Genomic DNA, 23,709 nt, shown 5'->3' on the forward strand with positions numbered 1-23,709 from the left:
TTAATTTTGGCGAGCCTTAAAAATGAAAGAGGTAATTTATTTTAGAAAAATAGCTGTGCTATCTTTTACTTATCTTGTTTCCGGAAATGGCTTTTTGCCGTGAGCATTTAAAACGGCTTATTTCAGAACTTCTTTTTTTGAGGTGCTTCTGGCTTACGCCACTATTAACGCGTTTGCGCCAAAGCCTGAAACTACTTTCTTTTAAATGGCCACGCATTATTTTTATAACTTCCTTCTCGGGGAATCCAAACTGAAATTCTATGGCTTCAAAAGGCGTGCGGTCCTCCCAGGCCATTTCGATGATTCGATCCAATTGTCTATCTGTTAAATCTTCGCCAATCATAGTTTATCCACTTTTTCCCAGGTTTGATCGACGCTCAGATAAAAGCTGCCAAGGTGATTAAAATTACACTGATCGGGAGCAATGAGTGAAAGAAAATTTTTTCCATTTTCCCTTTTATAAAGATGATAAACTTCGCCAATAACAGGTTCAAAACTAAAATGCGAATTGAAAATAAGACTGTTATACTCAAACTCCCTCGTCATTTTTTCATATTCCGCTTTCAGTTCCAAGTATTTGGCGTTTAATTTATGATTGGTTTTGTTAATGCTCCTATTTTTCCAAGCGGTGGTATCGGTACTTGTAATCACCGGCGCACCCACGGAAGTTGCATAAGGTTTTAGTGCAGCATCGTAACGATTTGTATCTGTATTGAAAACTACGTTATCGGGTTTTTTCTCTTCGGTCATTATTGAATTATTTGAGTTTTTCCAATTTCTTCATCACTTCTTCGGCCTCAAATGCTTTTTGATCACTCAATTTTCTATTGGTTGTTGAGAGCTTAAAGGATTCACTTTGGAGTTTTTGATATTCTTCCTGCAATTTTTCCTTTTCTGATTTCTTTTTAAACATTCCAAACATAGTATCGTTTTTAGTAGGGTCGTAATCATTTTATATTGTGTGAAGATACAAAACGTTTAATGGATTGATAAAAATGTTAAACAAAAAGTTTAGTTAATTTTAATGGACTGTTTGAAATGGAAAGGGTAGTTGAAAAATAAAAAAGCCCGTGAACAACTTGTTCACGGGCTTTTGGCGGAGAAAGAGGGATTCGAACCCCCGGAGGTGTTACCCTCAACAGTTTTCAAGACTGCCGCAATCGACCACTCTGCCATTTCTCCATTAGCGGGTGCAAATATAGAAAGCTTTTTTTGATTTTTTAAAGCTTTTTTTAAAACTTTTTATTCAAATATTAAAGCAGCCACCACTGCTTTCTGCTTAACCCAATATTTTTAGTAACTTTAATTCACAAACCAGCTATAAATGAAACTCTTCAGTTTGCTTTTAATCTTCCTTATCTCATGTTTCGGTTTTTCCCAAAGCAAGAAGCAAGTGGCGTTTCGTGAACTTACCGTGGAGCAAGGATTATCTCAAAATAGTGTGGTTAGTATCGCGCAGGACAGTACAGGGTTTATGTGGTTTGCAACCCAAGATGGACTCAACAAATATGATGGAAGAAATTTTACACATTTTGACATACAATTTGAAGACGTAACCCGGCCCACATTTAGTAAACTCGGTAAAATTTATGTAGCAAAAAACGGAGAATTGTGGATTGTTTCCAATTCGGGGATACTTCAAAAATACGATACAGAGAACGATACTTTTAATGTTATAAGTACTGTCAATAAGATAAGTACACTTATTCAAAGTGAAAGTTTAGATTATTTTTTGGGAACGTATGGAAACGGGATTTACAGGATAAACCATCAAACCAAGGACACCATTCAATTTTTAAAACCAAAAGATTCCCAACGCACCGTTTATAATTTTTTCGAAACGAAAGATAAAACCATATTAGCTGTTACAAACAATGGTTTTTTCGAAATAAAGAATGGTCATTATATTTTTAGGGAAATTATATCGGGAACAAATTTTAGTGCAGTTTCGCAAGCTATTGATAATAGTCTTTATCTAGGGAGCTCAGGAAAGGGACTTTTTATTAAAAAAGAAAACCAATCACATTTTCAACAATTCAAAGGATTTGGAAATGCGATACTTCCTGAAAATTTAATAATTCAAGATCTTCTTGTTGATAAACGCAACCAATTGTGGATTGCAACCTATGGCAAGGGGGTCTATTTGGTGAATTTTGAAAAGAAAACCATCCAGAATTTTACCGAGGATAAAAATAATCCCTATGCACTGCATTATAATGACGTTCTAAGTTTATTTGAAGACAATACCGGCACCATTTGGTTAGGTACTGACGGTACTGGCCTCAGCTATTATGATGAGTATTTAGTTAAATTCAACGTACTTACAAACGATCAAGTTCCACAAAATGTGAATGTTGATGTAATTAGGGCAATTGCTAAAGATTCCGAAAACAATATTTGGGTAGGTACTTCCGGAAAGGGATTGACCCGATTAAATATTGATAAGCAAGATTTTTATACCTACACGGCTCAAAATTCCAAGCTGTTGGGAGATAGGGTAATGAGTTTATTGTTTGGCGATGAAAAACTTTGGATAGGTCACCAAACCTTTGGTTTACAATTAATGGATGCAAAGGGAAAAATCACTTCATTTAAGCAAACTGAAAACTTCACGATATGGAAAATTTATAATTATGAAAATGATAGAATCTGGTTGGGCACTAGAGATCATGGACTTATTCTATTTGATAAAGGCGAAGGAATTATTCAACAATACAACAGCAAAAATTCAAAACTAACCACAAACAATATTAGAACGATTGAAAAGGGTAAAGGCAATGAACTTTGGATAGGTACCGAAACCGATGGATTATTCAAATTAGATATAAAAAGCAACAAGATTGAAAAAGTAAAAGATATAAATAGCAGCATAAAATCATTATATTTCAATGGCACATCGCTCTTTATTGGAACCAATGGCGATGGCCTCCAAGTTTTAAATCCCCAAGAAAAAAGCGTTCAAGATTTCACAACCAATGAAGGGTTGCCCAACAATGTTGTTTACGGAATTTTGCCAGACAAAGAAGGCTATTTATGGATGAGCAGCAATAAAGGTATTTCAAAATTAAAGTTTCATAATAACACTATTTCCGTAATTGAAAATTATAGTAATTATGACGGGCTGCAAGCGTTTGAATTCAATACGGGCGCTTATTTTAAAGATGAAAACGGCATACTGTATTTTGGGGGATTGGAAGGCATCAATTGGTTTAACCCCAACCAGTTGTCGTTTAATCCTATAAAGCCAAAAACAGTTATTTCAGGCTTTGAAGTCTTCAACAGAGATAGAAGACTTGTGCCCAGTCAAAAGCTTCAGCATACTGAAAATACAGTAACGTTTACTTTTTCATCCCTCCATTTTTCGCAGCCTGAGCGCAACCAGTACAAATACAAACTCTTAAATAACGATGCCGATTGGATTGCCGCGGGTAACAGTAATCTTGCCCATTATACAAATTTACCGCCCAATGATTATGAATTTCAGGTTATCTCAAGCAATTATGATGGCGTTTGGAATACTGACCCCGCAACGTATTCATTTACAATTTTAAAGCCTTGGTATGGAACCAACTTGGCGAAAGGCGCATATGCGCTTTTGGCAGTTCTTTTTGGGTTTTATCTTTATAGGTATTTAAAATGGCGCTGGGAAATAAAAGCTCAACTGCGATTGGAACATGAAGAAACCGAACGCTTGAAAAAACTGGATGAATTTAAAACCAAATTATATACAAATATTTCGCATGAGTTCCGGACACCACTTACACTAATCTCTGGGCCGATTGAAAATCAATTGGCGAAAACAAAACTTTCCAAAGAAGATAAGAGGGAATTGTCATTGGTTAAGCAGAATGCAGACCGGTTGGTGGGTTTGGTGGATCAAATGCTCGATTTGTCTATGATAGATTCCGGGCAACGTAAATTAACCATTAAACAAGGAAATCTGGCTATTTTGCTCAAGCAGCTTATAAGTGCCTTTCAATACAAAGCAGCTGAAAAAAACATTGCGATATCCAGCAGTATTAAAGATTTGAAAAATGTGTGGTTTGATACCGATATAATTGAAAAAGTTGTATCAAATCTATTGTCTAACGCAATAAAATATTCTCCGGAAAGCAGCACTATTGTTTTTGAAGCGAGTAATCAAGAGGGGGTATTGGTGCTTTCAGTAATCAATCAAAGTGATTTTGTTGGTAAGAAAGATTTAAGCAAATTATTTCAACGATTTTATCAAGACAATAAACTTTCCGAAGGAGTGGGAGTGGGTCTCGCTCTAGTGAGAGAATTGGTTACACTTTCAAACGGTACCATAATCGCAAACAATATCGATGACAATAAAATTCAATTTACTGTTTCTATTCCTATAGATAGTTCAGCTTTTGAAGATGAGGTTTTGGTTTTTGATGACCAAATAGAAAACAAAGAACCCCAAATCAGTCCACAAGTTGAAAGTGTTGAAAGGGAAAATCCACTGTTATTGGTAGTCGAGGACGAAGCGGATATACGTGCTTTTATAATTTCAATATTTAAGAATAATTATCAAGTAATAGAAGCGGAGAATGGGAAAATAGGCATTTCAAAAGCATTAAAAAAAATGCCAGACTTGATAATTAGCGATATTATGATGCCCGAGATAGACGGTATCCAATTGTGCAACACCCTTAAAACTAATGAACTTACTAGTCACATTCCTATAATCCTCCTGACCGCAAAAGTGGGCGAAGAGAATGAGATTGAAGGAGTAAAAACCGGCGCCGATGCTTATGTAACCAAACCATTTAAGAGTGAAAAGTTGAAAATTAGGGTTGAAAAACTCATCGAAAATAGAAGGCAACTTCAAAAGCACTTTAGTAAAACTTTAAGCATCAAACCTGAATTATCAATAACTTCTACCGAAAGTGATTTTTTAAAGCGGTTGCAAACTGTTTTGGATGAACACATTACTGAACCAGATTTCACAAGTGAACGTTTTGGAAAGCTTATGCACATGAGCCGTACCCAACTTCACCGTAAATTGAAAGCAATATCCGGAATGTCTGCAAGTGAATTTATCCGCTCGCAACGATTAAAGCTTGCCATCCGTTTGCTCGAGGAATCTGATGCCTCAATTTCAGAAATAGCCTATCAAGTAGGATTCAATACACCTTCCTATTTCAGCAAATGTTTTAAGGAAGAGTATAACTGCACGCCCAACGAATATCTTTCAAACAAAGCATAATTACTAAAAACAGTAAGCTTTTTAAAGGCTGAAACATATCTTGTATGTTTTGGAACATTTCTGCTACCCACAGCTTATCATTCCTGCTAATTTTGGTTTTAACAAATGGCTTCATAGATGAAAAATTCAACTGATACCAATAAAAAAGACGATGTTATTTATATGAGCATCGACCATCTTAAACAAGGCAACTATGAATTGAAAATTCTTTTAAAAAATAAAGTGATGAAGACCATAAAAATTTTAAAAAAGTAAAAACTTAAAACCTAAGAAATATGAATTCTAAATTATTGTTATTAGCTGGAGTCCTAACGTTCTTTATCTCTTGTGGATTGGAGGATGCGGGTAAAAGCGATTGTTTTATTGATGTAGAAGATACTTTGGATTCTTGGCAAACAACCTACAATTATCAAATGACCAATGCAAAGGATGATGACGGAAATACACAATCATTGGAGGCGTGCTTAATTAGAAAGGGATTGACCGAAGAATATATACAGTCGTTAAAAAATAGACAGAGCTGGATGAACTCAAACGGAGGCTGCACTGCTGAGGAAAAAAATACGCTCAATTCTCGTATTAATAAACGAGTACAAGAATTAGAAGAAGACATGGAAAGCACCTGGAACCGCTGCGAAGAAGTATATGGAAGTGGAGGTTAATTTTTAATTGTTTAATTAGTAGCAAAAGGATAGCGGTAAAAGTTCAATATTTTTATCGCTATTTTTGTGATTCATACTAATTCATTTTTTTCAAATGCCTTCAAAAACAATTGAGAGACTGCAATGGCGCTACGCCACCAAAAGGTTCGATTCGTCGAGAATCCTTTCAGAAGAAAAGTTGGATATATTAAAGGAAACCTTTAACCTTACCGCAACCTCCTACGGTCTTCAGCCCTTAAAATTGGTGGTTATCAGCAACGCCGAATTGAAAGCCCAATTGATGCCGCTTACCTACAACCAGCCACAGGTTCGCGATGCCTCGCACGTTTTAATATTGTGCGTTGAAAAAAAAATTAATGAAAATTTTATAATAGACCATTTCAAAAGGGTAGAAGGACAGCGAAATACGCCACGCACCATTTTAGAGCCATTTGAGAAAAATCTGATAGCTTCCTTTTCTGAAAAGAATAGTGAGGAAATAAAGGATTGGATGATAAACCAACTCTACTTAACCCTGGGGGCATTGCTAACAGTTTGTGCTGTTGAAAAAATAGATGCCTGCCCCATGGAAGGTTTTCAGCCGAAGAAATACGATGAACTATTGGGTTTGGACAAAAAGGGGCTGGAATCTGTAATTGTACTTCCTGTGGGCTACCGCGATGAATCTGACTTTTTCATCAACCTCAAAAAAGTGCGCCGCGGCGTGGATGAGCTAATTATCGAAATAAATTAATTTTGAAAATTTTAGCTACAAAATTTTAGGCTGAACGTGCAACTCTTACCTTTGATATTAGAGCTTATATAAATAAAACAGAAAAAAAAAAATTATGCCCGGATTTGAAATTTTTGGCGCCGAGGAGCGCAAGCAGGTAAACGAAGTGTTGGAAACAGGCGTATTGATGCGCTACGGCTTTGACGGTATGCGCAACAACCATTGGAAGGCCAAAGAGTTTGAGACCGCCTTCGCCAAAAGAATGGGCACTGAATATAGCCAACTGGTTTCCAGCGGAACGGCGGCCTTAACCGTTGCCCTGGCCTCGGCAGGCATCGGTGCGGGCGATGAGGTTATTATGCCCACCTTCACCTTCGTGGCGAGTTTTGAATCTATTTTGGCCTTAGGAGCGGTTCCTATTTTGGTGGATATTGACGACACCCTTACTCTTGACCCCAAAGCCGTGGAAGCTGCAATCACTTCAAAAACCAAATGTGTAATGCCCGTTCACATGTGCGGCTCGATGGCAGATTTGGATGCCTTAAAGGCAATTTGCGAAAAGTATAACTTAATTCTTTTGGAGGATGCCTGTCAAGCTCCCGGCGGTACATATAAAGGGAAACCATTGGGCAGCTACGGCCACTTGGGCTGTTTTTCATTTGATTATGTAAAGACCATTACCTGTGGCGAAGGCGGTGCGATAATTACCAACAATGCAGAATTCGCAAAACACGCAGACCATTACCAAGACCACGGACACGACCATGTTGGGAAGGACCGCGGCGCGGAAAGCCACCCTTTTATGGGATATAATTATAGAATTTCCGAATTGAATGCCGCTGTCGGTTTGGCGCAATTGGGCAAACTAGATGGAATTTTAAGGACTCAAAAGGAAAATTATACAATTCTTCGCGAAGCATTGGAAACCGTAGATGGGGTAACTTTCCGAACGGTTCCCGAAGGCGGTGAGGAAAACTATTCGTTTTTGAATTTTTTCCTTCCTACGGAAGAATTAGCTAAAAAGGCCCATAAAGCTTTATCAGAGAATGGCGTAGATGCCTGTTTTTATTGGTACACCAACAACTGGCATTATATAAACGGTTGGGAACATTTGCGAAATCTGAAATCTTTAGGAAATCTTCCTTCTGAAGTGAAAAACCAAATGCAGGATCTGAACAATACCGATTTTTCAAAAAGTGATGCCGTTATGGGCAGGACTATTTCCTCACTTATAAAGATTGGTTGGTCCGAAAAGCAGGTAAGGGATAGGGCAGAAGCTATGAAAAACGCGATTGCCTCAGTCCTTTAGTAGTTTACATACTCTGTAATTTCCAAACCATACCCAATCATCCCAACACGTTTGGTCTGCTCGCTGTTTGAAATAAGGCGGATTTTATGGATTCCCAAATCGTGAAGAATTTGGGCTCCAATTCCAAAATCCTTGCTGTCCATTTCAATACGCGGAGCTTTGGCAATTTCGTTTGGTTTTTGGGCTTCTTTCAGCTCTTTTAAACGGTTTAAGAGATTTAGCGATTGGCTCTGCTGGTTTATGAAAACAATAGCGCCTTTCCCTTCCCCGTTGATTACGTTGAACATGTCATCCAACTTCTGTTCGGCGTTGTTGGTGAGCGTTCCCAAAATGTCGCCATTTACCAAAGTTGCGTTTACGCGAACCAGTACGGGTTCATTTTCTTTCCACGAACCTTTTGTAAGCGCGATGTGAATTTGGTCGTTTGTGGTCTGTTTGTATGCGCGAAGCCTAAAATCCCCAAATTTTGTATTTATTTTGAAATCTTCCTTTTTTTCAATTAAGGAATCGTTTTCCATGCGGTATTTTACCAAATCTTCGATGGAAATGAGTTTCAAATCAAACTTCTTGGCAACCTTCATCAATTCTGGTAGCCGCGCCATCGTGCCATCCTCATTTAAAATTTCAACCAAAATACCCGCAGGTTTTAATCCTGCCAAACGTGCAAGATCGATTGCGGCCTCGGTATGTCCGGTTCTTCTCAAAACGCCACCCTGCTTAGCGCGAAGCGGAAAAATATGTCCCGGTCTGCCCAGATCACTGGCTTTTGTATTTTCATCAACCAAGGCTTTTATGGTTTTTGCGCGGTCGTGGACCGAAATGCCCGTGGTACAACCGTGACCAATCAAATCTACCGAAACGGTAAATTGGGTGTGGTGCAATACGGTGTTGTTTTCCACCATCATATTCAAATCGAGGGCATTGCATCTATCCTCGGTTAAAGGCGCACAAATAAGCCCCCTTCCGTGGGTTGCCATAAAATTGATCATTTCTGGCGTCACCATTTCGGCGGCGGCAATAAAATCTCCTTCATTTTCCCGATTTTCATCATCAACTACAATAATTATCTTTCCATTGCGAATATCTTCAATGGCTTCTTCAATAGTGTTGAGTTTAATGGAATTTTCTTTTTCTGTGGAAATCATAGCTTTAAATATGTGGTGCAAAGATAATAGAAACCTCTATAATTAGCCATTGCAAACCAGTTTACTTTGGCTATTTTAAAAGTAACCGTCTTATTATAATGCTCCGCTCGATTTGTTGTTTTGAAGTAGTAATAGATAAAACACAAATTTCAGAAAAAGAGAAGGTTGCAAGTCAGTGAGAGCAATTTCAGTTTTAGGATGGATATAATGCTAAAGAAACCTAATTTATCATTTGTAGTTCCTCCTTCATTTTCTTTATATGGTTAAAGTGAAGAAACACATAAATAACGGGGCCTAACAACATAAAAATTATCCAGGCGCCGGTATCTTGATCTTTTCCTAAAACTTTATAAAATTTTGAACTATTTAAAAGCGATTTAATTGCAAAAATGTACAACGCAATTAACGAAATAATCTGCCCGAGTTGAGAGATTAGTTTTAGTGTTTCAGATGCTACTAAATCTATATTATTAAATAAAATCATTCCTAAAACACAGACGATGGAAGCAAAATAGGCAACCAATGCTTTTTTTGAAAAACTTGAAGATTCTTTAAAATTTTGAAGTGCCGAGGAATATTCTCTATTCTCAAAATCGCCACTCATTTTAAGTTCCATTTCAGTATAACCCTTTAAACTTAGCTGTTGTAGGGCTGCATTTCTAACTTCTTCAGAATAGCCGTACTGCCTGTAGTTTTTTACAATATCTTTAAGTTGGGTTTCGGTCCTCGATAAAATTAATGCTTTTTCTTGCTGTGTGAGCAAGATGGTAATTTTGGCTTTCTCGGTAGCTTCCTCTGAATTCTTTTTACCAAACAGTCGCCCAATACGCTGCATAAATGAATCAAAATCAAAAATACCTTGGTCTGTGGTTGCGCGGTAGGTGAGCCAAATACTCAAAGGAAGCATAATCGCAGTACTTAGCCAAGTAGCGATAAAAGGGTGCATTGTGCCATCCTCTGCACTGTTTTTGGCAAAAATACCGATAAAGTGGTAGGTTAAAAATAGTAGAATTGCTACAACCATAGGCAAGCCCATTCCACCTTTTCTAATGATGGCACCAAGCGGTGCCCCCACAAAAAACAAAATAATACAAGCAATGCCCAAAGCATATTTTTCGTGCAATGCTATTTCGGTTTTGTTCAGTCTTTTGGTTTTATTTTTAAATTCTACCTTTTTTGCATCCACGGTTTGTAGGGTTCCTTTGGCATTGTTTAGTGCAAGTTTTACAATTTGCAATTGATGGGCTGGATTATAAATTTCAAGAATGGAGCTTATTGCGGGAGGTTTTGCAGAATCACTAATTTTATTTTCCTTAAATTTTTCTACACCGCTGCGATAGTACATATTCTTGGTGTAAGACTGGATATCGGTGGAATAACTCTCTGAAAGCGAATCAATCTCCACACGTAATTCGCTGATGTTATACATGTTTTGATTATTGAGATTGTTCTCCTTATCAATGTCCTTATTGTTCAGTTCAGTAAGGTCAATATTGATGGAATATTCGTCAAAATAACTCTTTGCAAAGGGTTCGCCTTTTTGTTTCCCTGGATTTTTGGTCTGGATTTCCTCGTAATAATTTCCCTCCTTTAAAATTAGCGAAAGCGTATTGCTGCCTTCTTCACTGGCGAGCTCCCCGTTGTTCGCAATGATTACCGTAAAATTTCCATTGGGTTTTGTTTCATTCTTTTTATGAATTACCACATCTTTTAAAAACTGGTCGCGGTCGCCAGATTTCTTCTCAACTTTGATATTGAACATATCGCCAATTTGGCTGAACTGCCCCTCAGAAATAACCATGGAAGGCTGAAACTGCGAAATATTCCGCCGCAGGTTCTGCCATTTATATTCGGAATAGGGGATAACATTGTTTGCGAAAAAGAAAGCGGTTATGGAAAGTACGATGATAAAACCGATAACGCTACCCATAGCGCGTTGCAAGGAAATTCCCGTGGATTTCATGGCGGCAAATTCATATTTTTCCGCAAAACTTCCAAACACCATTAACGAAGTCACCAAAATGGTGAGCGGCAATACCAGCGGAATCAATCGCGGCGAAACATACCAGAGAAATTTCAATACAATCCAAACATCCAAATCTTTCCCGGCAAGTTCGGAAATGTAGAGCCAAATGGTCTGCAGCACAAATATGAACATTAAAATAATGAAGACGCTCAAGAACGTCTTCAAATATGTAACCAATATGTACCTGTCCAGTATTTTCACTTATGCTGCTATAGCTTATTTATGTAGTAGCCGTCTTTCTTATATTTGGTCTCGTCAAAAGTAAACAAGGTTTTGGAAACGGGTTGGTTTGTTTTGAATGAATTTACGGTAAGGGTATATTTTGTGCCTTTGTCATCAGTTTGTATCAGCTTGTAAATATGCTTCGTTTGTACATCAATACCCAATAGTATGTCTTTTATTTCAGCTTTTGAATCAATTGGTATAAGCTTTATATACTGAATTTTTCTGCCCTTCACATTTTGCTCAATGTCCATTTTATAGGTGTAGCCCTTTTCGTAAAATGTCAACATTTTTGAAGGGGTAATTTCCTTGTCATCCTTTGGATTATAAGCCGAAATGGTTACTTCTTCATCTTCGGGAACAATGGTGTAAATATTTTTTCCGTCAAAAATACGGGTGGTTCCAAGCATGTTCAAAACATATTTATCGCCCTGTAGCGTAACATCGCCACGGGTTTCTTGGTTTACGTTTTCTTTTGAATTATTCAAATTATACTTAAAATCGATTGAAATGTTATCGTAGCTCTTTGCTTTTGCTGAAACCTCTTTCAAAAGTGTCTTCGCATCCTGTGCCTGAGAAAAAGTAGTGATAAAAAGAGCGATTAAAAGAATACCTAATTTTTGCATTTTAATTGTCATTTTGTTCGTTATCTAAAAGTTGGTTTAACGCATCTATTGTTGGAACCAAGACTTGCCGTGCCTTACTGCCCTCAAAGGGGCCCACAATGCCTGCCGCTTCCATTTGATCGATAATTCTTCCAGCCCGATTGTATCCCAGTTTCAACTTTCGCTGTAACAGAGATGCGGAACCTTGCTGTGCAATCACCAATACTTCTGCGGCTTCACGGAAGAGTTTGTCGCGTTCCTCTATGTCAATATCAAGAGTTGTGCCACCTTCCTCGCCCTCATATTCTGGCAGCAAATGTGCATCGGGATATGCTTTTTGTGAACCGATAAATTCCGTAATATCTGCTACTTCGGGCGTATCAACAAATGCGCACTGAATACGTGTTAACTCGTTGCCCTGGGTGTAAAGCATGTCACCACGGCCAATAAGCTGATCTGCACCCGAATTGTCCAAAATGGTTCTGGAATCTATTTTACTGGTTACCCTAAAAGCAATACGCGCAGGGAAGTTGGCTTTTATAATACCTGTAATTACGTTTACCGAAGGTCTTTGGGTAGCAATAATCAAATGGATTCCGATCGCCCGCGCAAGCTGCGCCAAACGTGCAATGGGCGTTTCCACTTCTTTTCCCGCGGTCATAATTAAATCGGCAAATTCATCTATCACCAAAACGATGTACGGCAAAAACCGATGCCCTTCGTTGGGGTTCAATTTTCGGTTTTTGAATTTTGTATTGTATTCCTTAATGTTGCGCACCATGGCATCCTTCAGCAAATCGTAACGGGCGTCCATTTCGATACAAAGGGAGTTCAATGTATTGATAACCTTTGCGGTATCTGTAATAATAGCTTCTTCGGTGTCGGGCAATTTTGCCAAATAATGACGTTCAATTTTGTTGAAAAGCGTCAGTTCCACTTTCTTTGGATCTACCAAAACGAATTTCACTTCCGCAGGGTGTTTTTTGTATAAAAGCGAAGTCAATACAGCATTCAGCCCGACCGATTTTCCCTGTCCCGTGGCTCCTGCCATAAGCATGTGCGGCATTTTCGCCAAATCTACCACAAAGGTTTCATTGCTTATTGTTTTTCCAAAAGCGATGGGAAGTTCCATTTCGGCATTTTGAAATTTAGCCGAAGCAATCACCGAACGCATGGAAACAATTTTTGCATTTTTATTCGGCACCTCAATCCCAATAGTACCGCGACCGGGAATCGGCGCTATAATACGGATACCCAAAGCCGAAAGCGAAAGTGCAATATCGTCCTCAAGGTTTTTGATTTTTGAAATACGGATACCTGCATCGGGCACAATTTCGTAAAGTGTGACGGTGGGCCCAACGGTTGCCTTTATGTTTGCGATGCCTATTTTATAATTGCTGAGGGTTTCAACAATTCGGTTTTTGTTTTCCTCAAGCTCCTCTTGATCGATGGTTATGGCAGCGCCCACGGTATGGTCGCGCAGGAGCTCGATACTTGGAAATTTGTAATTGCTCAGTTCCAGTTTTGGGTCAAATTCCCCAAAATCTTTTACAAGTTTATCGCTTAGGTTTTCTATTTCCTCTTCGTCGGCCGCCTGTTCCACTTCCATTTCCACATCGCCTTCCACATCAGATTTGAGGATAATTTTTTCAACCGGCGGGGGAGGTGGAGGGCTTACTTTTTCTTCAATAAAAGGTTCGGGAATATTCTCTTCGTCTTCATCTTCAATTTCACTGTTTGCTGTTGAAGTTTTGTGGTCGGTTTTATTTTCATCGGAAACAAACTCTGAGGCAATTTGTTTTTTGGAGCTTTTAAAAGCATCGATTGCCATTTCGGGCGTAAGCTTTAATCGAACTACCAAATAGACAATCAATATAAAAATCATTACCAGCATAGCGCCAACCAAACCTAAATAATCCTGCATGAGGTCGTTGGTTTCAAAACCGATGATACCGCTGAAAAGTGTTGTTTTTTCTCCAAAAAAACCAAAGAAAACAGAAATCCAAAGCATTAAAAGCAAGCCCCAGAACCAAAACTTAGCCAATTGTTTTTTGGCATAGTCGAAAAAATAATAAATTCCCGTTAAGGTTACCAAAAAGGCAAAAATAAAGGCTGAAATCCCGAAACCGTCATAAATGAAGAAGTGCGCCACGTTGGCACCAAACTTGTTGAGCCAATTTTTGGTTTGCAATTCGCGCTCTGCCAAAACACCAAGTTCGCTTTGGTCTGCCTGCCAAGTAAAAAAATAGGAAACAAAAGAAAACAACAGTGCCAATCCCAACAAAAACAAAAAGCTACCTAAAAGTATTTTCTGTTGTTTGGACAGCGAAAAGCTTATTTTTTTACGGGGTGTTTTAGTTGTTGATTTTTTCTTTTTGGCCATTAATGGAACGGTTGTCTTTTCAGCAAAAATACAAATATCAATGAGGAAAATTTGAAATTACAAAAAACAAATTCAAAATTTAAATTTCAAGCGAAAAGGTTCAATACTCTTAACGTGGAGAACGCTTAAAAGTATATAAAGAGAATTAAATTACTTCTTTTAAAAAATTTGTGAGAGAAAGTAAGTAAGCGCAATAAAAACCTAGCTCAGCAAATTATACATTATTAAAAGTTTACCCTCACGTTTCCATTGAATCCAACCATTTGCAACGGTTTTAAAATTGCCATTTAAGAGTAAAACTTTCATCCAATCACCTTTAATTTGAACGGCTCTCATAAATTGGTGAGGCGTGTTTACCTCGCCGGAATTTTCAAAAGAGCGCTCACGCACTTTTTCTTTTGAATAGGGTAAAAATTCAATCGAGTGCATACTTAAAAGAAATTCGGGCCAGTATATTAATCGTCCGGCACGTCTATCTACATAAGAAGTTTGACCGTTGGTTTTATTTACTACTATTTCAATAAAATTTTCGCTTACACTTATCACTTTAAAATATAGCCTATCATAATCCAATTTTAAATATTCTGGCACCAAAAATGGGGCAGCGGTGGCAATTTCAAATTGGTTAAATTTATTTCGTTTAAATGTGATACTGTCATAGGGAGCGTGGTCCATCAAGGATTTTTCGAGATTGAGATTTCCGTAGAAATACAGTGTAGGACTTTCGTAATAATTGGGTGAAAAAAATCCCATTCCCATTTCGCTGTTTTCTTCATTCAAGATTTTTTGGGGAATCCCGTCATTAACTTGAGGGGAATATAGCTTTGCCATTCCCAATGGTTCTGTTTGCGAAGTTGGAGTAGTGGATGGAGGGTCAAATTTTTCGCTTTCTTCCTTTTGAAGTTTATCTCGCTGCTGAAACTCAAAATATTTATAGCCTATCGCGGCCAGCAAAAGGATTAATAAAAAAACGTTTATTTTAACAAGCAATTTCGTAGCAACATAATAGGCTATAAAAAAGGAGGCAATAAACCCCACTCCCGCAAAAAGTACTCCATAGCCCACAACTATTGCACCCCCCGCGAGTCCTTGATTTTTACCGGCATCGATAGCGACAGCAAAATAAAGCCCAATTATAAAACATACTAAAAGCATCAGGATGTAAAAGCCAATACTGGAAGATTTCAGAAGTTTTTTCATCCTTAAAAGTTTAAGGTTTTGGTAATTGCTTCCCCTTTTTTCACCTCAACGGTTACAATTTGTGTTTTCCGATCTTTATAATTTCCAAGAGGCGTCACTTTTACTTTATAAGTTCCGGGATTCAATAAAAATTCTTTGCCACGGCTATAGGTCCTGCCTCCTGCAACATTTTTGCCCGAAGGGCTTTCATCAATTGTAACTACACTGTCTATGGAGTTTCCATCCGCTTTCGCATCAATAAAAGCGGTGCCTGTGGTAAAATTGTGTGATACTGGTCTAATTCCACTTGCTTCAACTGTTACGTTTTCAATTTCTGTATACGTTTCCAGCCCTTTCATATCACTCAATGCTTGTATGGAAACTTTATAAACTCCTGGATTTATTTCTACTTCCTTAGGTTCGTTATAAGTTCGGAGAGAGGCTACGGTTTTTCCGTTTGCGTCCAAAACCTTGACCATACAGTCCCAGTTTTTCCCGTTATTTGTGGTGGTTACACCTATTTTTCCACCGTCAAAGCTTATGGTTTTATGTGTTATTTTATCTTCAAAACTCTGTATCCCTTCCACGGAAACCATTTTTACATCGCTACCTTCAAGTGGAGTAACCTCAAAATTGTATTTGCTGGGAGGTAAGTAGAAATAGGCAGTATCCTTATAAGTTCGAACGCTTATGGGAGCTCGTTTTGCAACTACATCGTACGCTTTCACCCAAGCATCTATTGCTACGCCGTTTTTAACGGCATACACCGAAACATTTCCTTTTGGCTTATCAACGGTTTCCGCAGTGGCCTCATTCATTACATCACTTAGTCCACTGGCATCGGCAGCATCGTAATATTTACCCTCTCCCGCATTTGCGGCGCACTTAAGTTGTTCCGTTTCGTTTGCTTTTAAGCCGAAACCTACAATGTGCAATCTAAAATCAATTCCCTCTTTTTTGGCAGCTGTCACAACATTACAAATGTTGCCATCACAGGATTCAATACCATCCGTTATTAAAATAATGGTTGCCTTTTTCTTTGATTTTCGAAGTCCGTCAATTACTTGTGAAGCTGCGTATGCCAAGGGAGTCATTCCCAAGGGCTTTATCTTTTTTAAGGAAGAGTTTATTTCACCTTTTGAACTATTTTCCATGGAAACCAGAGTTTCCACGTCTTTGCAATCTCCCTTTTTCCGATGGCCGTAGGCAACAAGGCCCACGTTTTGGTTTGGGGGAAGCTTATTCACCGTAGTTGAAAGAACCTCAGTGGCTATTTCCATCTTGGTCTTGCCTTGCATTTGGCCCCACATGGAGCCACTGGCGTCATAAATAAAAATAATGGGAGAAGGGGCTTCGGATTGTGCAGAAAGCTGAATTGAAAACAGCAGTAGACACAAAATTGTGGCTAATTGCTTCATAATGAAATTGGTTGGTTGACCTTAAAGATATAAAAAATATATAATTATTTGTCTATCAACCTTTTGTAAATTTCATTGTAGATTTAAAATTTCGGAATATAAATGATGCAACCAATGATAACGGCGGTAAATGCGGCGAAGAATACGGCTCCAGCGGCCACATCTTTTATAAAACCTATTTTGTTATGAAAGTCTGGGTGCACAAAATCGGCAATTTCCTCGGCTGCGGTATTTAGGCCTTCAATGCTCATTACCAAACCGATTGCGAAAATTTGAAGTATCCATTCCGTAGTGGAAATTTCAAAATAAAATCCTGCAACGGTCATAATGATGCCGATTACCGCCTGAACTTGGATGCTTGCCTCGTGGCGTAATAATAGCAAAGCGCCCTTGAATGCGTAACCGCATCCTTTTAGGCGCTTTCCTAAATATGAATTCCACATTATAGCAGTGGTTTTAAGGCCGAAAGATAATCAGGCTCTTCACCAATTTCCGGTACTTGCTGACTGTGGATTACTTTTCCGTTTTCGTCCAATACCAATACCGCCCTTGAATGTAGGCCGCGCAGGGCGCCACTTGTCATTTCTACTCCATAGTTTTTCCCGAAGTTACCATCGCGGAAATCTGATAAATTGGTAACGTTGTTAATTTCTTCGTCGCTCACAAATCGTTTTTGGGCGAAGGGAAGATCTTTTGAAATACAGAGCACTTTGGTGTTTTTCAATCCCGTTGCCTTTTCATTGAATTTGCGCACTGAGGTTGCACAAACATTTGTATCAATACTCGGAAAAATATTCATGATAACACGGGAGCCTTTGAAATCTGATAATTTTTTTGAACTCAAGTCCTGTGCCGTCAAATTGAAATCTGGAGCCGTATCGCCCACTTTTGGGAGAGTGCCGGCTGTTTCAATATTGTTTCCGCCTAATTTTATGGTTGCCATATTATAGTTTTTAAAGTGAAGCCTAAAGATACGTATTCGGTTTTGCTTAAAATGCAAACAAGTTCTTAAAGAATTGATTCCCCAAAAAAAGAAATCCCTTTTGCAACAATTTTACAAAAGGGATTCCAATCAAATATTAATCATAAATCTATCGGTCTATCGAACCCAAGACTTTTTGGGCAAAAGCATTTGCCGCATCACGCTCGGGCATGCCATCCTCAATCATTTTGTGGACTTCCACCGCTCCGCAAAGATTGGTGATAAGTTCGCCAATGATATCCATCTCTTCTTCGGTTATTCGGCTGTATTCGCTATACGATTCCAAAACTTCGATACAGTTTTCTATCTGTGCCGTGGAATTGTTTCGCTGAATATGTCTAATTACGGGCAACTTCATCTACAAGATCTTTTAAAAGTTCAAACTTGTTGGTCTGGACCTGGTTTACCAATTCGCCGTTTTTAAAACTTGCGAAGGTTGGTAAATTGTCCACATTCGCCATTTTTCTACTTTCAGGGAATTTTTCGGCATCAACCAAAACAAATTTGTAATCTTCAGTTTCTGAAGCCAACTTCTTAAATTTTGGCTTCATCAATCTGCAATTGCCGCACCAACCTGCCGAAAACTGAACAATTACGTCCTTTTCCTCAGCTACCAGTTGTTGTAGGCTATCGTCTTTTAATTCAAGTACCATAATTTAGTTTCTTAAGTAAGTTGCAACACCTTCACGGTTGGCAATCATTGCTTCTTTTCCTTCTTCCCAGTTTGCTGGGCATACTTCACCTTTTTCCTGTACGTGGGTGTAAGCATCTACCAATCTAATGAACTCGTTTACATTTCTTCCCAAAGGCATATCGTTCACACTTTCGTGGAAAATTTTTCCTTCTTCGTCAATCAAATAAGTTGCGCGATAGGTTACGTTGTCACCGTCAACCATCAATAAACCAGTTTCCTCATCATAACGCTCATTGGTAATATCAAGAATTCCAAGGGCATTTGAAAGGTTACGGTTTGTATCTGCAAGCAATGGGTAAGTTACACCTTCAATTCCGCCATTGTCTTTTGGGGTGTTCAACCAAGCGAAATGTACCTCAGGAGTATCGCAGGATGCACCAATTACCATTGTGTTTCGGTCTTCAAATTTTGAAAGTGCTTCTTGAAAAGAATGGATTTCGGTTGGGCAAACAAAGGTGAAATCTTTAGGATACCAAAAAAGCAATACTTTTTTCTTATTCTTTTTGGCTTCCTCAAGCACATTAAGCTTGAATGTATCGCCCATTTCGTTCATTGCATCAACTGAAATGTTGGGGAAAGTTTTTCCTACTAATGACATAGTTTTAAATATTTTAAAGGTTAATAATTTTCTATTGCAAAGATAAAAAGTCCTTATGGATAAAGGGGAGGAAGCAAATGTATTAATCTATAAAACCATAGATTTTGGCAATAGGTTGATTTTTTAACAATAGAAAATTACTATCAAAAAAATAGTTATGCTTTTGCCGGAGTAGCTAACTCCCTGATCTTAATTCTAAAAGCTGCAAAAAGCAAGGTCATAAACGGACTTAACCAATTAAAGATGGCATAGCCAGCATAGTGAAGCGTATCAACCCCCAATACACCACTGTGGTATGCGCCACAAGTATTCCAAGGTACCAATACAGAAGTTACCGTTCCCGAATCTTCCAAAGTTCGGGAGAGGTTTTCAGGCGCTAAACCTTTGTCCCTAAAGGCTTTTGCATACATTTTACCGGGAACAACGATTGCCAGATATTGGTCGCTGGCGGTAAGGTTTAGCGCGAGACAACTGGCTACAGTACTAGCAAAAAGCCCGAAGGTTGTGTGAAACAATTTCAGTAATGCCTTGCTGATTGCCGCTAATGCACCAATGGCATCCATAATTCCACCAAAAACCATTGCGCATAATATAAGCCAAATAGTGTTTAACATTCCAGACATACCCCCTGCGGAGAAGAGATCCTTTAAAGCTTCATTTTCTGTAGGGATGGCGCTATCTACAGTTATTGCGTTCATTATTCCTTTATAGCCATTTTCAAAAGTAAGGGAAGACCCGCCCCCAATTGAAGCCACAATATCCGGTTGAAATATTAATGCCGCAACTGCGCCTAAAAGAGTTCCTATAAGCAGGGCTATTAGTGGAGCGGTTTTTTTCACAATTAAAAATATAACAACAATAGGTACTATAAATAACCAAGGGCTCACATTTATGGAATCCTTTACAGCGGCGAGAATTAGATGGGTATCTGCTGTTCCTGACGTATCCAAGTTTAGACCGATAATTATGAAAACTATCAAAGTAACAATCAACGTTGGAACTGTGGTATAAAGCATGTATCTAATATGTGTGAACAAATCTGTGCCTGCCATTGCAGGGGCAAGGTTTGTGGTATCACTTAAAGGTGAAATCTTATCGCCAAAATAGGCTCCCGAAAGAATGGCGCCTGCGGTCATTCCTATAGAAATGTCCAATGCATTTGCAATACCTACAAGTGCAATACCCACAGTAGCTGAAGTAGTCCAACTACTTCCGGTAGCCACGGAGATAATGGCGCAAATAATTACACAAGAGGCCAGGAATATTGTTGGATTTAAAATTTGAAGACCGTAATAAATCATTGTGGGAATAATGCCGCTAATAAGCCAAGTTCCGGCTAATGCCCCTACCAATAATAAAATTAAAATAGCCCCTGCGGTCGATTTTATGTTGATCGCCACTTCCTCCAGCATTTGGTCAAATTTCACCTTGTTGAAAAAACCCACAATGGCCGCCACGGCACCGCCCATTAAGAGAATGAATTGGTTACTTCCGTCCAAAGCGCTATCGCCATAGGCATAAAACACATTATAAAATAGCATCCCAATAAGTGCAAAAACAGGAATGAGCGCCTCCCAAATATTCAGTTCAACGTTTTCAACTATCTGATCGTCTTTTGGGTCGGTGGGCTTAATGTCTTGACTTTGCATAGGGAAATTTTAAAATGGAATGTAATGTTACGATTTTGTATATTATTAAACAAATATCGTAGGCGCGCGATTAATCGCGCGCCTACATGTTGATTCCAACTTGCACCATACATTCCCGCATCATCTTATAGGTGCGCTCAATATCGTTGTCCAGACCTATACTGAAACGTATCAACCCATCGCTAAGTCCCATTTCCTTTTGTTCCTCTTCGGGAATTTCAGAGGAAGTTGAAGAACCCGGCGCGCTAAAAAGCGTTTTGTAAAAACCAAGACTCACGGCCAAGTATCCTAAATTGCGTTCCTGCATCAATTCCATCAATTCGTTAGCTTTATCAATTCCGCCTACGTCAATGGTCAACATTCCTCCAAAACCGTATTCCTCGTTCATCATTTTTTTGAAAAGCTCGTGGCCGTTATGCGATTTCAATCCCGGATACACCGTTTTTAAACCATCGGCCTCAAATTTTTCAGCTAAATACAAGGCGTTTTCACTGTGCTGTTTTATTCGAATGTGAAGCGTTCGCAAATTTTTCAGAATAGAAGCTGCACGAAGGCTATCCATTGCGGGGCCAAGCAACATGTTTGCGCCATCGTTCACATTGCGCAAACTATCTATAAATTCCTGAGTTCCACAAGTCACGCCTCCCATAGTATCACTGCTTCCGTTGATGAATTTGGTCAAACTATGTAAAACAACATCGGCTCCCAATTTTGCAGGAGAAATACTCAAAGGCGAAAAGGTATTGTCAACCAACAATTGCAGGCCGTGCTTTTTCGCAATTTTTGAAAGGGCTTCAATATCCGCAATTTCCAAAAGTGGATTACTTACGGTTTCACAGTATATAATTTTTGTGTTTTCAGTGATTGAATTTTCAACTTCATCCAATTTTGTAATATCCACAAACGAAGTTTCAATATTCAACCGTGGCGCAAAGTTTTTCAGAAAAGCGTATGTTCCTCCATAAATAGTTCTACTGGAAACAATATGGTCGCCCGCTTTACAAAGCTGAAGAATTGCAGGGGTAATTGCACCCATTCCGCTTGCGGCAACATTTGCCGTTTCCGTTCCTTCCATTGCCGCCAAAGCTTGGCCTAAATAGAGATTGGAAGGAGTAGAGTGGCGGGAATATAAATAACAGCCGTCCGCATTGCCTTCAAAAGTATCGAACATCGTTTTTGCGGAAAGAAACGTATAGGTGGAAGAATCTGAAATGGAAGGATTAACACCTCCAAATTCGCCAAAGTATTGTAAATCCTGAATTTTGTCTGCTGGTTTAAAAGCCATGATAGTTATTTTAGGTTGTTTGGCAAATTTGCGAAAAATTAAAGGAGTGGTAAAATTATAAGCCATTTCCTTTTCTAAATTTAGTTTTCAGAATTGCCAAAACTTTATTGATTATAACTTTTACTATCTAAGCTTTAACTGTTAAATTTGCACTTCAATTTAAAAGAAATACTTTATGAGCACTTATGATGTAGCAGTAATTGGTTCGGGTCCCGGTGGCTATGTTGCCGCAATCCGTTGCGCACAATTGGGAATGAAAACCGCAATCATTGAAAAATATGACGTTTTGGGCGGAACTTGTCTAAACGTAGGTTGTATTCCAAGCAAGGCATTACTAGATTCTTCACATCATTACGAAGATGCCATGAAGCATTTTGAGGAGCACGGCATTGAAATTACGGGCGATATAAAGTTGAATTTGAAAAAAATGATAGAGCGCAAAGCTTCGGTTGTGGATCAAACCACCAAAGGGATTGCGTTTTTGATGGATAAAAACAAAATTGACGTTTTCACCGGAATGGGCGCTTTTAAGGATGCCACCCATATTGAAATCACCAACGGAAAGAAAAAGGAAACCATTGAAGCGAAAAATACCATTATTGCAACGGGAAGTAAACCCGCGACACTTCCTTTTATAAAACTGGATAAAGACCGAATTATCACTTCAACCGAAGCTTTAAATATGAAAGAGGTTCCAAAACACCTTATCGTTATTGGCGGTGGTGTGATTGGTTTGGAACTTGGTCAGGTTTATAACCGTTTGGGTGCTGAGGTTTCCGTAGTGGAATATATGGACCGAATTATCCCAACGATGGATTCTGCACAAAGCAAGGAATTGATGAAGGTGATGAAGAAACAGGGTGTGAAATTTTACGTTTCGCATAAAGTTTCCGCAGTTTCCAAAAAAGGAAAGGAAGTTACCGTTACTGCTACCGATAAAAATGATAAAGAAGTAACTTTCAAAGGCGATTACTGCTTGGTTTCCGTAGGAAGAAAGCCTTATACGGAAGGTCTTAAAGCTGAAAACGCAGGCGTTAAAATCACCGAGCGCGGAATGATTGATGTTAACGACCAACTGCAAACCAACATTAAAAATATTTACGCCATTGGCGATGTGGTTCGTGGGGCAATGCTTGCGCACAAGGCTTCGGAAGAAGGTGTTATGGTTGCTGAAATTATAGCTGGACAAAAGCCACATATTGATTACAATTTAATTCCGGGAGTGGTTTACACATGGCCGGAAGTTGCTTCCGTAGGGAAAACCGAAGAGCAACTTAAGGATGCGAAAGTAGAATACAAAAGCGGGCAGTTCCCGATGCGCGCTTTGGGAAGAAGCCGTGCAAGTGGCGATACCGATGGTTTTGTAAAAATTCTTTCCGATAAAAAAACCGATGAGGTGCTTGGAGTACATATGGTGGGCGCGCGTGTCGCCGATTTAATCGCTGAAGCCGTTACCGCAATGGAATTCCGTGCAAGCGCCGAGGATATTTCCAGAATGAGCCACGCACACCCTACGTATGCAGAGGCTGTGAAGGAAGCCGCCCTTGCCGCTACGGATGATAGAGCGTTACACATTTAAATCTTTAAAGTTTAGTCAAAAAAAAGTCCCGCCGAAGCGGGATTTT

Annotated in this window: 22 protein-coding genes and 1 tRNA gene; 6 read left to right on the forward strand and 17 right to left on the reverse strand. The window is 38.9% G+C overall.

Annotated elements, in window-relative coordinates; all coding sequences use genetic code 11:
• Nucleotides 1-58: 58 nt before the first annotated feature.
• The 4 genes from LS48_RS05990 to LS48_RS06000 form a co-directional block, all read right to left on the reverse strand.
• The gene (locus LS48_RS05990) at nucleotides 59-343 is read right to left on the reverse strand and encodes a TIGR03643 family protein (protein ID WP_062621004.1); all 285 of its coding nucleotides are present in this window, start codon (nucleotides 341-343) and stop codon (nucleotides 59-61) included.
• A complete protein-coding gene (locus LS48_RS05995; RefSeq protein WP_062621005.1) occupies nucleotides 340-750 on the reverse strand; it encodes a DUF2452 domain-containing protein in 411 nt (136 codons plus the stop codon). The genes LS48_RS05990 and LS48_RS05995 overlap by 4 nt, the downstream gene beginning before the upstream one ends.
• Nucleotides 751-757: 7 nt before the next feature.
• Nucleotides 758-922, reverse strand: coding sequence for a Lacal_2735 family protein (locus LS48_RS15175; protein WP_045079580.1), 165 nt, complete (start codon nucleotides 920-922; stop codon nucleotides 758-760).
• A 172-nt stretch (nucleotides 923-1,094) separates the two neighbouring features.
• Nucleotides 1,095-1,182 (reverse strand) — tRNA-Ser (locus tag LS48_RS06000).
• Between the two features lie 142 nt (nucleotides 1,183-1,324).
• On the opposite strand from LS48_RS06000, the gene LS48_RS06005 reads away from it, so the two are divergent.
• The 5 genes from LS48_RS06005 to LS48_RS06020 all read left to right on the forward strand — a co-directional run bounded on the left by LS48_RS06005 (nucleotide 1,325) and on the right by LS48_RS06020 (nucleotide 7,898).
• Entirely contained in the window at nucleotides 1,325-5,215 is a 3,891-nt protein-coding gene (locus LS48_RS06005; RefSeq protein WP_062621007.1) for a hybrid sensor histidine kinase/response regulator transcription factor, read from the forward strand.
• Nucleotides 5,216-5,332: 117 nt separating this feature from the next.
• Nucleotides 5,333-5,470 (forward strand): hypothetical protein, encoded by a 138-nt coding sequence (locus LS48_RS15490; protein WP_193392791.1) that lies wholly within the window; start codon nucleotides 5,333-5,335, stop codon nucleotides 5,468-5,470.
• A 35-nt stretch (nucleotides 5,471-5,505) separates the two neighbouring features.
• Nucleotides 5,506-5,877, forward strand: coding sequence for a hypothetical protein (locus LS48_RS06010; RefSeq protein ID WP_131807699.1), 372 nt, complete (start codon nucleotides 5,506-5,508; stop codon nucleotides 5,875-5,877).
• A gap of 94 nt (nucleotides 5,878-5,971) precedes the next feature.
• A complete protein-coding gene (locus tag LS48_RS06015) occupies nucleotides 5,972-6,610 on the forward strand; it encodes an NAD(P)H-dependent oxidoreductase (protein WP_062621011.1) in 639 nt (212 codons plus the stop codon).
• A gap of 94 nt (nucleotides 6,611-6,704) precedes the next feature.
• Entirely contained in the window at nucleotides 6,705-7,898 is a 1,194-nt protein-coding gene (locus LS48_RS06020; protein WP_062621013.1) for a DegT/DnrJ/EryC1/StrS family aminotransferase, read from the forward strand.
• Here the strand turns inward: LS48_RS06020 and ribB are convergent.
• The 13 genes from ribB to LS48_RS06085 form a co-directional block, all read right to left on the reverse strand.
• Nucleotides 7,895-9,043, reverse strand: a complete 1,149-nt coding sequence (ribB, locus tag LS48_RS06025) for a 3,4-dihydroxy-2-butanone-4-phosphate synthase (protein WP_062621015.1) — start codon at nucleotides 9,041-9,043, stop codon at nucleotides 7,895-7,897. The two genes, LS48_RS06020 and ribB, sit on opposite strands and share 4 nt — an antisense overlap.
• Nucleotides 9,044-9,263: 220 nt before the next feature.
• On the reverse strand, nucleotides 9,264-11,270 hold the full coding sequence (locus LS48_RS06030; protein ID WP_317038834.1) for an LptF/LptG family permease: 2,007 nt from the start codon (nucleotides 11,268-11,270) through the stop codon (nucleotides 9,264-9,266).
• An 8-nt stretch (nucleotides 11,271-11,278) separates the two neighbouring features.
• Nucleotides 11,279-11,917 carry an outer membrane lipoprotein periplasmic chaperone LolA1 gene (gene lolA1 / locus LS48_RS06035; RefSeq protein ID WP_062621500.1) on the reverse strand — a complete coding sequence of 213 codons (639 nt, stop codon included), beginning with the start codon at nucleotides 11,915-11,917 and terminating at the stop codon, nucleotides 11,279-11,281.
• Nucleotide 11,918: 1 nt separating this feature from the next.
• Nucleotides 11,919-14,279, reverse strand: coding sequence for an FtsK/SpoIIIE family DNA translocase (locus LS48_RS06040; protein ID WP_062621017.1), 2,361 nt, complete (start codon nucleotides 14,277-14,279; stop codon nucleotides 11,919-11,921).
• Nucleotides 14,280-14,480: 201 nt separating this feature from the next.
• Nucleotides 14,481-15,479, reverse strand: coding sequence for a hypothetical protein (locus tag LS48_RS06045; RefSeq protein WP_062621019.1), 999 nt, complete (start codon nucleotides 15,477-15,479; stop codon nucleotides 14,481-14,483).
• Between the two features lie 2 nt (nucleotides 15,480-15,481).
• A complete protein-coding gene (locus LS48_RS06050; protein ID WP_062621021.1) occupies nucleotides 15,482-16,876 on the reverse strand; it encodes a vWA domain-containing protein in 1,395 nt (464 codons plus the stop codon).
• Nucleotides 16,877-16,959: 83 nt separating this feature from the next.
• The gene (locus LS48_RS06055) at nucleotides 16,960-17,319 is read right to left on the reverse strand and encodes a diacylglycerol kinase (RefSeq protein ID WP_062621023.1); all 360 of its coding nucleotides are present in this window, start codon (nucleotides 17,317-17,319) and stop codon (nucleotides 16,960-16,962) included.
• Nucleotides 17,319-17,819, reverse strand: coding sequence for a thiol peroxidase (gene tpx / locus LS48_RS06060; protein ID WP_062621025.1), 501 nt, complete (start codon nucleotides 17,817-17,819; stop codon nucleotides 17,319-17,321). The genes LS48_RS06055 and tpx overlap by 1 nt, the downstream gene beginning before the upstream one ends.
• Before the next feature lie 148 nt (nucleotides 17,820-17,967).
• Complete coding sequence (locus LS48_RS06065; RefSeq protein ID WP_045079467.1) at nucleotides 17,968-18,216, reverse strand: DUF6952 family protein; 249 nt, start codon at nucleotides 18,214-18,216, stop codon at nucleotides 17,968-17,970.
• Nucleotides 18,197-18,511 carry a thioredoxin family protein gene (locus tag LS48_RS06070; protein ID WP_062621027.1) on the reverse strand — a complete coding sequence of 105 codons (315 nt, stop codon included), beginning with the start codon at nucleotides 18,509-18,511 and terminating at the stop codon, nucleotides 18,197-18,199. Before LS48_RS06070 ends, LS48_RS06065 begins: the two co-directional genes overlap by 20 nt.
• 3 nt (nucleotides 18,512-18,514) lie before the next feature.
• On the reverse strand, nucleotides 18,515-19,150 hold the full coding sequence (locus LS48_RS06075; protein ID WP_045079465.1) for a peroxiredoxin: 636 nt from the start codon (nucleotides 19,148-19,150) through the stop codon (nucleotides 18,515-18,517).
• Nucleotides 19,151-19,305: 155 nt separating this feature from the next.
• Nucleotides 19,306-20,799, reverse strand: coding sequence for a Na+/H+ antiporter NhaC (nhaC, locus tag LS48_RS06080; RefSeq protein WP_062621029.1), 1,494 nt, complete (start codon nucleotides 20,797-20,799; stop codon nucleotides 19,306-19,308).
• An 82-nt stretch (nucleotides 20,800-20,881) separates the two neighbouring features.
• On the reverse strand, nucleotides 20,882-22,084 hold the full coding sequence (locus tag LS48_RS06085; RefSeq protein ID WP_062621501.1) for an aminotransferase class I/II-fold pyridoxal phosphate-dependent enzyme: 1,203 nt from the start codon (nucleotides 22,082-22,084) through the stop codon (nucleotides 20,882-20,884).
• Nucleotides 22,085-22,259: 175 nt separating this feature from the next.
• Between LS48_RS06085 and lpdA the strand changes: the two genes are divergently transcribed.
• Nucleotides 22,260-23,663 (forward strand): dihydrolipoyl dehydrogenase, encoded by a 1,404-nt coding sequence (lpdA, locus tag LS48_RS06090; RefSeq protein ID WP_062621038.1) that lies wholly within the window; start codon nucleotides 22,260-22,262, stop codon nucleotides 23,661-23,663.
• The last annotated feature ends 46 nt before the right edge of the window (nucleotides 23,664-23,709 follow it).

This window comes from Aequorivita aquimaris, assembly GCF_001573155.1.
Lineage (GTDB): Bacteria > Bacteroidota > Bacteroidia > Flavobacteriales > Flavobacteriaceae > Aequorivita > Aequorivita aquimaris.